The organism is Leifsonia sp. Y862 (assembly GCF_057669585.1).
Map to the genome: position 1 here is coordinate 1,553,038 of NZ_JBYHFR010000001.1, position 13,730 is coordinate 1,566,767.

Below are 13,730 nucleotides of genomic sequence, written 5' to 3' on the forward strand. Positions count from 1 at the left end.
CCCCGCGCGCACAGCCGCGACACGCTCTAAGGTTGCTCGCATGTACGTAGCCGCCATCGTGCTCGCGGGCGGCCGCTCCAGCCGTCTGGACGGAGTGGCCAAGTCTGGCCTGCTCGTCAACGGTCAGACACTCCTCGCCCGCACTCTCGCTGCGGTGTCGGCGGCGCAGCAGGTCGTCATCGTCGGGGATGTGACCGTGCCGGGCGCCGTGGCTGCCGGCGCCGTGGTTCCAGGCGCTGTGTCCTCGGGTACCTCGCCCCCAGGCGCCGGGGCTCCAGGTGCCGTGGCTCTGGCCGCCGAGTCTGCTGACATCCCGGCATCCGTTCTCGTGACGCGCGAAGATCCGCCATTCTCCGGACCAGCTGCAGCCATTGCGGCTGGGCTCGACGCGCTGGTGGCGACGGGCGCCGGGCTTCCCGCCTTCGTCGTGGTGCTCGCCTGCGACATGCCGGGCGTAGCGGATGCCGTCACCCCACTGCTCGACGCGGCAACCCGCACCCTCGCGGAGGACAGCGCGGGCGTCATCGCCATCGATGAGCATGGCCAACGGCAGTTTCTCGTCGGCGTGTACCGCGGCGCGGCCCTCCTGCGCGCGGTTGAACTGGCCAGGGCGTCTGGATCGTTGGAGAACCTGTCGGTCAGGCGGTTGCTCGCGCCGCTCGCCCTCACCGAGCTGGAGCTGCCGGCCCATGCCACCGCCGATATCGACACCTGGGAACAGGCCAGCGCCTATGGCATCGCCCTGCCGCCGGACGTCTCCGGACTCCCCGATAACGGAGGGCACTCGCCCCGCAGGGCGCCGGAATCCGGGCCCAGCGCCATGTCCCCACCAGTGCCGGGACCAAGAACGGGTACAGGACCGAGAACGGGAACGGGAACGGGAACGGGAACGCTGAGTTGGCGGGACGCAAGACGGCTGGCCGCTGAAACGCTCCGGCCGAACGATGCAGAATTCGTGCCGCTGCCCGACGCGTGCGGCCAGGTGCTCTCCGCCGACCTCACCGCTCCGCAGGACGTGCCGCACTACCCCTCTGCCGCGATGGACGGCTGGGCGGTTGCCGGCCGCGGGCCGTGGAACATCGTCGCCGCGAGCGACGTCGATGCACGAGCGCTGCAGCAGGGCACGGCCGTACCCATCGTGACGGGCGGCATCGTGCCGCAGGGCGCGACGGCGGTGCTCCGGAGCGAGCTCGGCACAGTCGACCCCACGACCGGCGGCGACCGGCGGGTCGGCGCTTGGCCGGCATCCGCTCGCCTGCGGGTGAGCGAGGACGCTCGGCCAGGAGAACCGTTCGACGGCCAGCACATTCGGCCGACCGGAGAGGAAACGCGCCGGGGTGAGGTCATCATTGCGGCGGGTGCCCTGCTCAACCCCGCGCATATCGCAGTTGCCGCATTGGCCGGGTACGACGAACTGAGCGTGATTCGGCGCCCGCGCGTGAGGTTCGTGTTCACCGGTGACGAAGTCGAGGAATCGGGAGTTCCGTCAGCTGGCAGGGTGCGAGATGGCTTCGGGCCGCAGTTTCCCGGGCTACTGTGCCTGATGGGTGCCGAGGTGCTCGGGCATCGGCGAGCTGCAGACACGCTCGCCAGCACGGTCACCACCCTGCGTGCGAGCATCGCCGATGCGCAGATGGTGATCACCACGGGTGGCACGGGGCATTCGTCGGCCGACCACCTGCGCGGCGCGCTTCATGAGATCGGCGCTCAGGTGCTGTTCGATGGCATCAGCATGCGCCCAGGCGGACCGACGCTGCTCGCCGAAGCGCCGAACGGATGCCTCGTGGCCTGTCTCCCCGGCAACCCGCTCGCTGCCATGATCGGGCTCCTGACCGTGGTGGAGCCGATGGTGCGCGCGGCCTCTGGTCGGGTCCAGCGCGAGCTGCACGAGGTCGTCGTGGACAGCGACCTGGCCGGTCGTCCAGGAACCACCATTCTCGTTCCGTACACCGTGGTCGGTTCGCGGGCGCACCCGAGCGCCTGGCGTGGGTCAGCGATGATGCGCGGCCTCGCCGATGCGCACGGGGTCATTGAAGTGACAGAGCACGGACTCGTTGCCGGTCATCGGGCTTGGGCGATCGCCCTGCCGTGGATGTAGGCGGCACGCTCCTAGGTAGGTGCGAGTTGCAGCGGCGCGGCTAAGCTCTGTGCTGCACTGCTCTGTGCTGCTCTGCTCTGTACGGCACTGCTCTGTGCCGCACGGCCGTTGACCCTGGGCCGCTTGGCGCCTAGGCGCCGTACGACTCGATGACCTCGCGCATGTGCGGCAGGCCGAACTGGTCTGCGATCTGCAGGCCGGAGTGCGAGCCGAGGCTCGGATCGGCGCCGGCATCAAGCAACGCACGCAGGATCTGTTCGTCGTCGCGGAATACGGCACACGAGATCGCCGTCTGCCCCATCCCGTTCACGACTGAGGTGTCTGCACCGCGACGCAGCAGGTCGGCGACCGTGTCGGCGTTCTGCTGGTACGCGGCCACGATCAGGAGCGTGTCGCCACGGCCGTTGCGGGTGTCGATCGGCACGCCAGCGTCGATCATCTCGCCCAGCTGACTGGTCTCTCCTTCGCGGGCGAGGTCGAAGACTCCCTCAACGACCTGGGCGCTGAGGTTGTCGCCGGGCAGTCCTGGTGTGTCATTCGTCATGAATCCATTATTCAATGGTTTCGCACGCGCAGTCGTGCTGAGGGCGCAATCCCCTGCCGGTCGAGGCATCGCGGCGCGCTCGGCAGTCCTTCTAGTCGCCGAGAATCGCCGTTAGCGCCGAGAATCGCTGCTGCAACGGCGACTTTCGGTCGAAACAGCGACACTCGGCGAGCGGATGTCCGTTCCGGGTCCGAGAGTTCGAAGTCGAATCCGGAGCCCACGAGAACGGTTCACGTGGGTCTCGAGACGCTCGCTGGCGCTCGCTCCTCGACCAGCGGGTGAGTTCAGACGGAGAAAATGCGAAACGCCGAGGGAAGGTGCCCGTTACACGCGGCGTGTTGCAAAAACTCCGCCTGGAGTTGCGTCGGCCGGCGGGGCGTTGAAGGACGGAGGCGGCGTGGCGAAGGTGCGAGGTCTCGAGACGCTCGCTGGCGCTCGCTCCTCGACCAACGAAGCCGGCTCGCTCCTCGACCAGCGGGGGTGACATTTCCTGAGTGTTTTCGGGGCGATTGTTGAGTGTCCCCTTAAATGTCGACTGGTCGCATCCGCTGCGCGTCCCTAGCCTCCTAATACCGTCCAGACCGCTTCAGAGCGGGCCAGTCGTCCAGAATCAGGAGCACGATGTTCACTCCCCCCACTCGCACACACCCCAACCGCAGGCGCGGTCTCGCTGCCGGCGTCGCATTGACCGCCGCACTCTGTGCAACAGTTCTCGTGCCAAGCGTCGCGAATGCTGCACCGGAATCGAAGGGGAAGCCACCGGTCATCCAGCCGGTTCCCGGGCCGCTCATGAACTACGCCATCAACGTCACCAAGGCCAATCGCGGCCAGACCCTGAAGGTTGAGCGTGCCGTCGAGGCTGCCGGTGGAGCTGTCATCGAGTCATACGCTGAGATCGGCGTGGTCATCGCGCAGTCCAGCAACGCTGTGTTCTCCCAGATGGTTGCCACAGAGAAAGCCGTGGAGTCCGTCGGTGCCACCCGCACGGCAGCCGTGAGCGAGACCGACGCGACGTTCGGCGTGAGCGACCCGCTGGCCCCCGGCGAATCAGGCCACGGCCGCGCGGCCACCGACGCTGCCGCCGAGCAGGCCGCTAGCCAGGCGAAGGATGCCGGTGTCGAAGCCCTCGTCAGCGTCGTCCCCGACCCGTCGGAGAGCCGCCAGTGGGACATGACGGCGATCGGTGCCGACAAGGCGCATGAGATCACCGATGGCAGCCGCGACGTGCTCGTTGCGGTCATTGACTCCGGAATCCAGGCCGATCACCCCGACCTGGCCGCCAACATCGACGTCGCCGCGTCGGCAAGCTGCCTGAGCGGTGTGGCCGACAGCACCTACGCGTCATGGCAGCCCACCAACAGCTCACACGGCACCCACGTGGCAGGCACCATCGCCGCTGCCCGTAACGGCGTCGGCATTGTCGGCGTCGCCCCGAACGTTCGCATCTCGGCCGTCAAAGTGGTCAACGACGACGGGTTCATCTACGCCGAGTCGGCCATCTGTGGCTTCATGCACGCCGCCGCAACCGATGCCGATGTCACCAACAACAGCTACTACATCGACCCGTGGGAGTTCTGGTGCGACAACAACGCTGACCAGGCAGCCGTGAAGACGGCCGTCGACCGCGCCGTGCAGTACTCCCAGCAGAAGGGCGTGCTGAACGTCGCCGCAGCGGGCAACTCGAACATCGACCTTGCTAACAAGACGGTCGACACCGGCAGCCCCAACGACACCGTGCCGACCACGCGCGATGTGTCCGCCGGGTGCGCCGACATCCCCGCTGAGCTCGATGGTGTCGTCACCGTCTCCTCCACGACGTCGACTGGCGCTCGCTCGAGCTTCTCGAACTACGGGCTCAACTCCATCGACATCGCCGCTCCCGGTTCGTCGATCCTCTCCACGATTCCTGGGAACGGATACGGCACCTCCTCTGGTACGTCGATGGCCTCCCCACACGTGGCCGGCGTTGCAGCGCTGCTGAAATCTGCGCACCCTGAGTACTCCGGCCTGAAGCTTGCCGACGTGCTCTACGGCCAGGCCACCGACGTTGCCTGCCCGGTTGGAGTGGCGCAGTGCACTGGCACCATCGCCGACAACAGCTTCTTCGGCGACGGACTCGTCAACGCACTCAAGGCAGTGAACTGACCTCGCGGTGACCTGACCTAGAACGGATGCGAGGGGGCGTGTCGGCACCAGCCGGCACGCCCCCTCTATTCATGCGCCGTGATGTGCAGACGTGGAGCAGGCGCAGCATCCGCCGCTCAGGCAGCCGGCGCCGACGGTGACGCTTCTTCTCTCGTCTGAATCGTGTCGGCAACGTCGCGCTGCTTCCTGCTGGCCAGCAGGAACGGGATGCCGACGAGTTCAACAACACCACCGATCACGAGCGACGTGCCGTAGCCCCAGAGGTCGGCGGAGCGGCCGAGCGCCGGCTGGATGAACACCCCGCCGAGGCTGCCGAACAGCGAGTCGAACGACAGCACCGTTGCGCGCTGCTTGGTCGGGATCATGTCGTTGAGATAGGCCTGCCGCACGGGCTCGGCAACAGCGAAGACGAACCCCCAGATCACGAGCAGGATGACCGCCAACCAGAAGATACTGTTCACGCCGAGCAGCACGAGGACGACAGTACTGGTGAGTGACGCACCGATCACCGTGGACGTTCGCTTGGCGAACAGGGCACGGATGCGCGGCGCGAGCACACCGCCGGCAATCTGCGCTAGCGACAGGATGGCTGCGGCCAGGCCAGCGACGGAGTATGCGGATTCGTCTCCATAGAGTTCGAGTAGGTAGGGCTGCAAGGCGTAGAAGGCATAGATGCCGACCCCGGAGGCGAACGGTGCAGACAGGATGACGTACCGCACCGACCGCTTCTTGAGCCCGTGTTCAATCGACTCGCTCAGCACGTTCCGAGTGGCCTTGATCGGCCCCATCGAGCGATCCGGCGTGAAACCGAGGTCTTTCATCACGAACAACGCGAACACGAACATGACGATCAGCACCCCGGCTCGCAGGAGGAACGGAACCCCCAGGTTGGTTGCCTGCGCAATCACCCCGCCGAGGACAGAGCCGACGAACATCGCGACACCTGTCACGACCAGCCCGCGGCCGAAGATCGTCTCCAGGCTGCCGGTATAACGCGTGGCCGTCAGCGCGTCGACGAGCCAGGCATCCACTGCACCTGAGAAAAAGGTGAAGCCGAGACCCAGCAGAACAGACACGAGAGCCCACCAGCCGAAGGACGCGTGCCAGAGCCACAGCGCCCAATACAACGCGGTGGTGACGGCCAGGGTGATGGTGCCGAGCAGGAATGACATCTTCCGCCCCACGGTGTCTGCGACAACGCCGGTGGGAATCTCGAAGATCACCATGCCGGCGGTGAAGAAGGCGTTGGCGGCAAACGCCTCGAAGTTCGTCAGGCCGGCGTCGAGCAGGAACAGGGTGTTGATGCCCCAGATCAGCGAGGCCGCCAGCGTGTTGCCCAGCATCAGGGTGAGGTAGATGCGCTGCACGCGCCGCGACGCCGGGTTCATCCCCCGCGACCGATCCTTACGCTCCAGCTGCACATATCAGCAATCATCGACCCGCCGGGCGGGGATTGCTAGAGCGCGGACGGCTGGCGAACGCACCAGCCATCCGCGCCTGTCAGGAGCGAGCCGGCCTAATGGGCAGGGACAGTCGGGACATCCGGGACGGTCGCCGGTTCGTCGGCGACAGAAGCGGATGCCGGCGTCGCGGTGTGGGAGAGCGAGAGCCCGTGACCGAGGCGACGGAAGAGCAGCGCCGCCAGCACGGCACCGAACGCGAAGAACCCGGCGCACCACCAGTACGCGGTGGCGTAGCTCTGGATCGCCGCCTCTGCAACGACCGTCGCCGACGGAGGAACATGCGTCGCGAGGTAGTTGGTCGCTGCGGTTGCCGCCAGCGTGTTCAGCAGGGCGGTTCCGATCGATCCGCCGATCTGTTGGCTGGTGTTGACCATCGCGGAAGCGACACCGGCGAAGTGTCCGTCGACACCGAGCGTTGCGGTCTGGATGGACGCGGGCATGATCGTTCCCATAGCGAAGCCGAGGATCATCAGCGGCGGCAGGATGTTGGCTGCATAGGTGCTGTCGAGACCCAGGCGAGTCAGATAGACCATCCCGATCACGCCAAGGGACATCCCGACGGGAACCATAATCTTCGGCCCGAACCGAGGAACGAAGATATTCGTCGACAGCTGGGCCGCCAGAACCAGCATCGCGATCATCGGCAGGAACGACAGCCCGGTCTGCATGGGCGAATAACCCAGCGATGCCTGCAGGTAGTAGGTGACGAACAGGAAGATTCCGAACATCGCGGCCCCGGCGATCAGCACTGAGCTGTATGCAGCACCACGATTGCGATCGAGCACGATCGACAGTGGGAGCAACGGATGCCGTGCCCGCCGCTGCCAGAGCACGAACGCGATCAGCAGCACGGCTGAGGCCGCGAGCATCCCCCAGGTGAGCGGCGAATCCCAGCCATCCGTTTCCGCGTTCGAGAAGCCGAAGACCAGGCCGAACAGGGCTGCGGACACCAGCGCGGTTCCGGGAACATCCAGTTTGGGGCGGGGACCGCTGCGCTGCACGCTCGTCACGAAGATCACGGCGCCGACAACGGCAATCGCCGCGATGACGACGTTGATGTAGAGATTCCAGCGCCAGTCGAAATACTCCGTCAGATAGCCGCCGAGGAGAAGACCGATGGCTCCCCCTGCACCGGCGATCGCTCCGAACACGCCGAAGGCGCGGGCGCGCTCCTTCGGAATGGTGAACGTCGTCGTCAGCACGGCAAGCGCTGTCGGCGCGAGCAGCGCACCGAACGCACCCTGCAGGGCACGCGCGCCGACGAGCATCTCGAACGTGCCCGCAGCACCGCCGAGAGCGGATGCCCCCGCGAACCCGACAAGGCCGATGATGAACGTTCGCTTGCGACCCATCAGGTCGGAGAGACGCCCGCCGAGCAGCAGCAGGCTGCCGAACGCCAGGGAGTATGCGGTGACGATCCATTGGCGCTGGCCGTCCGTGAAGCCAAGGTCGGCCTGGGCAGACGGCAACGCGATGTTCACCACCGTCGAATCGAGCACAACCATCAGCTGGGCAAGGGCGACAACGGAGAGCGTCCACCAGCGCCTGGATGACGGCGAAGGTGCAGTAGCTGCAGCCGAGGAAATGAGAGAAGTCTGAGGCATGAGCCGACTATATGCGATACTCTGGAGTTCCGGATATACCTAGTTCCTGAATCTACGTTCAGGCAATTCGGGCAGAATAGCGGAATAAATTCGGCAACATAGAAATGGAGATCGGCGCAATGACGCAGCTCGAACTCAACGACGGCCAGGCAGCCCAGCCCGTGAAGCTTGGCCGCAAGCGGGACCACACGCGCGACCCCGATATTTTGGATGCCGCCTTGGCCATCCTCGCCGAAACCGGCTACGACGGCATGACCATCGATATGGTTGCCGCTCGCGCGAAGGCAGGCAAAGCCACGCTCTACCGCCGCTGGCCCTCAAAGGCCGAACTCGTCATCGATGCCGTCGCCTGCATGAAGAAAGCCGACCTCGACGACTCTCGTCTGCCAGACACCGGCACACTGCGCGGCGACCTGCTCGCCATGATCAAGCCACATTCCATTGAAGATGGCGAGAAGAAGCTTCAGATCATGGCGGGGCTGATGTCGATGCTCTCCCGCGCCCCGGAACTCGCGGATGCTGCCAACGCGGCGATCGTCGAACCCCGCGCGGCGGCGAACCGCGTGCTGATGCAGCGCGCCATCGATCGCGGAGAGATCTCGGCGGACTGCGACATCGACACGCTGTCGCTCATCACGCCGTCGATGGCGGCGTACCGCACGCTGATTCTTCGGAAGCCCATCGACAGGGCCTTCCTCATCTCCCTCATCGACGGCGTCCTGATTCCTGCGGTGGGCCTTCGGCCCGAATAGTTCCGGCAGGCAATTCGCGAGGCTCGCGGCATCCGCTCGCTGCCCTCCTCGAGAATCGCAGAAACGTGTGAAACGGATGTCGATTCCGCCCGCTGCCGTTCGACGTCATAGTAGAAGGACGCAGACCGCGACCTCCGCAGATGAAGGAGCAGACCATGAAGTACATGCTGATCATGCGAGCGACCGAAGCCGGCAAGAAGGCCTACGAGCAGGCCGACATCGAGGAACTCCTGAATTCCATGGGCACGTACAACGAGTCCCTCATGAAGGCGGGCGTGCTGCTCGGCGGAGAGGGCCTGTCCGATGACCTCAGCGACGCATTCGTTGTGGACTTTTCGACCGACCCACCCCTCGTCACCGATGGTCCATACGGTGAGGTCCACGAGCTGTTCAATGGCTTTTGGATGATCCAGGTGGCCAGCAAGGAAGAAGCCGCAGAGTGGGCGAGCAGGTGCCCGCTTGGGACCGGCGCCAAGCTGGAGGTGCGCCGTGTCACCGATATGAGCGACTTCGAGGAGTTCGCCGACAACGAGTACGTCAAGAAAGAAGAAGGCTGGCGCGAAGAACTCGGGCAGCACTAGCAGCCAACCCCGAGTCCGCATTCCCGCCAGGGCTGTGATCTCATGACCGATATCCGCCGTGCGGTCGACGCCGTCTGGCGCATCGAGGGTGCACGCATTATCGCCACCCTCGCTGCGCTGACGCGCGATATCGGCCTCGCAGAAGACCTCGCACAGGACGCGATCGTCGACGCGCTCGCCCAGTGGCCGCAGTCCGGTGTTCCGCGCAATGCGGGCGCCTGGCTCACGGCTGTCGCCAAGCGAAAGGCCATCGACGTGTGGCGGCGCCGCGGTCGGCTCGACGACCGCTATCACGCACTGGCCCGCGATCTGGAGGAGGCCGGCGACGACGAGTGGGAGCCCCTCGACGATGACGTGCTGCGCCTCGTCTTCACCGCCTGTCACCCCGCGCTCTCGCGGGAGGCGCAGGTGGCGCTGACCCTCCGGGTGGTCGGCGGGCTGACCACGGAAGAGATCGCACGCATGCTCTTCGTGCCGGTGGCCACGGTGCAGCAACGCATCGTACGAGCCAAGAAGACCCTGGCCGCGGCGAAGGTGCCGTTCGAGGCCCCGGATCCGAACGAATGGCCAGCACGCCTGGGGGCCGTGCTCGGCGTCGTGTACCTAATCTTCACTGAGGGCTACGCTGCGACATCCGGTGACCGATTGATCCGCACAGACCTGGCGAACGAGGCGCTGCGGCTCGGACGAATACTCGCCGGGTTGATGTCGAAGGAAGCTGAGGTGCATGGCCTCGTCGCGCTCATGGAGTTTCAGGCCTCGCGTTTCGCGGCCAGAACTGCCCGCGACGGGTCCTCGGTACTGCTGGCCGACCAGGATCGTTCCCGCTGGGATCACATCCAGATCGCGCGAGGGCGAGCCGAACTCGAGCGCGCGGATGCTGTCGGCCGGGGCCGCGGCAGCTACGGGCTGCAGGCCGCCATCGCCGAATGCCATGCCGTGGCGCCCAGCGTTGCCGACACGGATTGGGAGCGCATCGTGCTGCTCTATGAGGCGCTCGGCCGGCTCGCACCGAGCCCCATGGTGGAGCTCAATCGCGCTGTCGCAGTGTCGATGGCAACAGGACCAGCGAGTGCACTGCGCATCGTCGACACACTCTCCGCCGCCGGCGCACTGCGCGGTTCTTACCTGTTGCCGAGCGTCAGGGGCGAGCTGCTCGCCCAGCTCGGGCGCGCCACGGAGGCGAAGTCGGAGCTCTTGACCGCCGCAGGGATGGCGGCCAATGATCGGCAGCGCGACGTGCTTCTCGCGAAGGCTGCGGCGCTCGAGCTCACCGCCGTCGTCACACGCCCTGTCGCGACGAGCTGAGCTACCTGAGCGCTGACTTCGGCGGTAGGGTGGCGACACCCAACCGATTGGATGTGAGATGACAAACCACTCGAAATCGCGACGCCAGCAGCATTTTGCGCCGGGCCCCAACGCACGAGCCGCATTGGGCGTCGCCGTGGTGTGGACCCTGGCCTGGAAGTCCGCCTCGCTGTGGCGCGCTGCGAAGAACGGCAGCAAGCCGTGGTTTGGTGTGCTCCTGCTCTCCAACACGCTGGGCGTCCTCGACGCCATCTATCTCTTCGGCGTCAACGGCGCACGGCGTCGCGCGGAACGCACAGAGCGGAAGATTCTCGCTGGCACCGGCGAGTCACCGCAACTCACAAACAGCTACGAGATCTGATCCACGGCGCCGCCCGATTCACCCAGCGACGGTCAGCACCATCGACCCTGATGCATGCCCAGCCCGCAGGTCGGACAGCGCTGAATCGAGGCCATCGAACGGTATCCGCGTGACGCTCGGGGACAGCTTCAGATTGTGCGCGACCTGCAGAAAGCGGATGCCGTCAGCCCGAGTATTCGCTGTCACGGTGCGCAGGTCGCGTTCGTGGAAGAGCGTCGACGAGTAGTCCAACGGCGGAACATCTGACATGTGGATTCCGGCGAGCGCGACGGTGCCGCCGGCTTTGGTCGCCGCGAGCGCCACAGGCACGAGCCCGCCGGCCGGGGCGAAGACGATTGCCGAGTCAAGCGGCTCAGGCGGGGCATCCGCTTCACCACCGACGAAGGCCACGCCGAGCTCGGCGGCCAGCTTCTGGTTCTGCGCGCCGCGGGTCATCGCGAAGACACGCGCCCCCGACGCCATGGCGAGCTGCGCGGTGACGTGGGCGCTCGACCCGAAGCCGTAGATGCCGAGGATGCCGCCCGGTGGCAGATTCGCCCGCATGAGTGCCCGAAACCCGATGATCCCTGCGCACAGCAACGGGGCGGTCTCGTAGGGATCGGCGTCGGCGGGCAACCGGTAGGCGTACCCCTCCGGAACCGTGGCGAACTCAGCGAAACCGCCATCAGCATCCCAGCCGGTGTACTCGGAGCGCGGGCAGAGGTTTTCTCTTCCCGACCGGCACCACTCGCACACTCCACAGGTGCGACGCAGCCAGGCGATGCCGACCACGTCGCCGCGACTCAGCTGTGTCACCCGCTCACCGGTGTCGATGACCGTGCCGATCACCTGGTGGCCGGGGATCACCGCAGGGCGGTGCACCGGGATGTCATGGTCAATCACATGCAGGTCGGTCCGGCAGATGCCGCACACCGTGACCTGCACGAGCACTTCGTCGGCGGCGGGCACCGGCAGGGCTTGCTCCACTCGTTCGATGGTTCCTGCGTTGTCGCCTGCCGCCCAGGCGTGCATGGTGTCTGGCATTGTCGACCTCCCTCGTGACAGGCAGCCCTCCAGAAAGTCAACACCGAATACGCGCAGTATTCATCCGCTACGTGGAAATGTGTTCACACGCGGTCGGGCGCTGCCGACGCCCTACCCCTGCGCAGTGTCCCCGTGCGCACCCCGCGACGCGGCACTGATCACCGCGGCCGCGTGCGCGCCAGCGCGACGCCCAGCGAAGATACCGTCAGCCAGCGAGAGCCCGGACAGGTAGCTGTTGGAGCACACGCCGACGGCTGTGCGTCCCGCGGCGTAGAGTCCGGAGATCACTCCCCCGTCGCGGTGCAGTACTTCCCCGCTCTGGCCGTCAACCTGCAGACCGCCGAGGGTGAGGCCGGGGATCGGGAAGAACGGCGCGTTCACCACCGAGATGTTGAATGCGTAGAACGGCGCTTTGCGTACCGGGTGGCAGACATCCGCTGCCTTGTGCGCTGGGTCTCCGGCGCTGGAGGCAAGACCGGCGTTGTATGCGTCGACCGTTCGGCGGAGGCCCCCTGCATCGACGCCCATCTTCTTGGCGAGCGATTCGAGCGTTCCGGCCTTTTTGTGGCCGAGAGTGGCCAGGTAGAACACCTGCAGCTTCTGGAAGATCTGCGCCTGGCTCTTCACCTGCTTCAGAGCCTTGCGCCAGTTGTCAGCGTCGTAGACAGCCCAGCCGCTTCCGCCGAATTCACGCATCAACACGTTGCCCTGCGTGGCTCCGTAGAGGTCTTCGTTGATGATCCGCTTGCCGTTCATGCCGACGGTAACCCCTTCGATGAATGCGGACGGCGGAGAGAGGAAGCGCCACGCAGTGACGTTCCCCATGTGCGAGACGGTGCCGCCGGCCGCGAGCCCCGTTTTGATGGCCCAGCCGTCGTCGGCCGGCGTGCCGAGCGGGGAGATCTTCTCGAAGATCGGCGCGTGTTCCTTGACCATCTCGCGGTTGTAGATGAAACCACCAGCAGAGAGGATGACAGCGCTGGCGCGTGCCTCGAACTCCACAGCGCCCTCGTTCCACAGGCGCTCGATCTTCTTCACTGTTCCGGCGACAAGGTCGGGCGCCCAGTTGCCGAGCTTGGCGCTGCTCGTGGTGAGCTTTGCGTGCTTGGCAGCGTTCGGGTGGCTCTGGTCCAGTGCACGGTAGCGCACGCCGACCACGCGCTCGCCGTCCATCACGAGATCGCTCACCTGGGCGATCGGAACGAAGGTGACGCCCTTCTGTGCAGCGGATGCCCGCAAGTGGTTCCACAACACCTTGCCTGAGGCGAGACCCTTGGCCACTGCGCGGTGGCCGCGGGGTGCCGGCTCCGCCGTCAGGTTGTACGGATACGCCTTCTCATTGCCCGAGTAGTACAGGTAGTAGTCGTCCGTCGGGTACGACGTTTTATACGGCGCGACAGAGCTGGCGAATTCGGCGCCCTGCTGTTCGAGCCAGGTGATCATTCCAGGGCTCTCGGCACAGAAGCGGCGCAGGGTCGCCTCATCAACCGCGTCCCCGACCTCCTGCACCAGGTAGTTGTAGAGGTTCTCTGGGGTATCGCTGTACCCGGCCTCCTGCTGCTGGGCCGTGCCACCACCGGCATATACGACGCCGCCGGAGAGCGCGCTGGCTCCACCGCCGTACCCACGGTCGAGCACGAGAACCCGCGCTCCGTTGTCGGCTGCTTCGATCGCCGCTGCGGCACCTGCGATGCCGTAGCCGACGACGATCACGTCGAATGTCTGAATGTGGGCCACGGCCGACCTCCTTGTCGTAGTGAACATCCGGTGGTCGTCCTGAGCACCGGCGTATTTTTGACAGACTATGCCTAAATTCCCCTCGTGAGCAAGAGCGCTAATCTGGGCGGATGG

Annotated in this window: 11 protein-coding genes; 6 read left to right on the forward strand and 5 right to left on the reverse strand. The window is 65.9% G+C overall.

Translation table 11 applies throughout. The features are described from left to right. Positions 1–40: 40 nt before the first annotated feature. Positions 41–2,098 (forward strand): molybdopterin-binding protein, encoded by a 2,058-nt coding sequence (locus AC25Z0_RS07285; RefSeq protein WP_488132726.1) that lies wholly within the window; start codon positions 41–43, stop codon positions 2,096–2,098. A 130-nt stretch (positions 2,099–2,228) separates the two neighbouring features. On the opposite strand, the gene AC25Z0_RS07290 is transcribed toward AC25Z0_RS07285, so the two are convergent. Then, a complete protein-coding gene (locus AC25Z0_RS07290; protein ID WP_488132727.1) occupies positions 2,229–2,642 on the reverse strand; it encodes an ankyrin repeat domain-containing protein in 414 nt (137 codons plus the stop codon). 621 nt (positions 2,643–3,263) lie between these two features. Between AC25Z0_RS07290 and AC25Z0_RS07295 the strand changes: the two genes are divergently transcribed. Continuing rightward, on the forward strand, positions 3,264–4,787 hold the full coding sequence (locus AC25Z0_RS07295; protein ID WP_488132728.1) for a S8 family serine peptidase: 1,524 nt from the start codon (positions 3,264–3,266) through the stop codon (positions 4,785–4,787). A gap of 116 nt (positions 4,788–4,903) precedes the next feature. Here the strand turns inward: AC25Z0_RS07295 and AC25Z0_RS07300 are convergent, their stop codons facing one another. Beyond that, the gene (locus tag AC25Z0_RS07300; protein WP_488132729.1) at positions 4,904–6,175 is read right to left on the reverse strand and encodes an MFS transporter; all 1,272 of its coding nucleotides are present in this window, start codon (positions 6,173–6,175) and stop codon (positions 4,904–4,906) included. A 128-nt stretch (positions 6,176–6,303) separates the two neighbouring features. Beyond that, positions 6,304–7,854 (reverse strand): MFS transporter, encoded by a 1,551-nt coding sequence (locus AC25Z0_RS07305; RefSeq protein ID WP_488132730.1) that lies wholly within the window; start codon positions 7,852–7,854, stop codon positions 6,304–6,306. A gap of 119 nt (positions 7,855–7,973) precedes the next feature. Between AC25Z0_RS07305 and AC25Z0_RS07310 the strand changes: the two genes are divergently transcribed. The 4 genes from AC25Z0_RS07310 to AC25Z0_RS07325 all read left to right on the forward strand — a co-directional run bounded on the left by AC25Z0_RS07310 (position 7,974) and on the right by AC25Z0_RS07325 (position 10,856). Next, the gene (locus tag AC25Z0_RS07310; protein WP_488121436.1) at positions 7,974–8,606 is read left to right on the forward strand and encodes a TetR/AcrR family transcriptional regulator; all 633 of its coding nucleotides are present in this window, start codon (positions 7,974–7,976) and stop codon (positions 8,604–8,606) included. A gap of 155 nt (positions 8,607–8,761) precedes the next feature. Next, the gene (locus AC25Z0_RS07315; protein WP_488132731.1) at positions 8,762–9,187 is read left to right on the forward strand and encodes a YciI family protein; all 426 of its coding nucleotides are present in this window, start codon (positions 8,762–8,764) and stop codon (positions 9,185–9,187) included. Between the two features lie 42 nt (positions 9,188–9,229). Then, complete coding sequence (locus AC25Z0_RS07320) at positions 9,230–10,495, forward strand: RNA polymerase sigma factor (protein ID WP_488132732.1); 1,266 nt, start codon at positions 9,230–9,232, stop codon at positions 10,493–10,495. Between the two features lie 58 nt (positions 10,496–10,553). Continuing rightward, positions 10,554–10,856, forward strand: coding sequence for a DUF5652 family protein (locus AC25Z0_RS07325; RefSeq protein WP_488121433.1), 303 nt, complete (start codon positions 10,554–10,556; stop codon positions 10,854–10,856). Positions 10,857–10,874: 18 nt separating this feature from the next. On the opposite strand, the gene AC25Z0_RS07330 is transcribed toward AC25Z0_RS07325, so the two are convergent. Together AC25Z0_RS07330 and AC25Z0_RS07335 are read right to left on the reverse strand one after the other, a co-directional pair. Then, the gene (locus AC25Z0_RS07330) at positions 10,875–11,879 is read right to left on the reverse strand and encodes a zinc-binding alcohol dehydrogenase family protein (protein ID WP_488132733.1); all 1,005 of its coding nucleotides are present in this window, start codon (positions 11,877–11,879) and stop codon (positions 10,875–10,877) included. A 111-nt stretch (positions 11,880–11,990) separates the two neighbouring features. Further along, positions 11,991–13,643, reverse strand: coding sequence for an FAD-binding protein (locus AC25Z0_RS07335; protein WP_488132734.1), 1,653 nt, complete (start codon positions 13,641–13,643; stop codon positions 11,991–11,993). Positions 13,644–13,730: the final 87 nt, after the last annotated feature.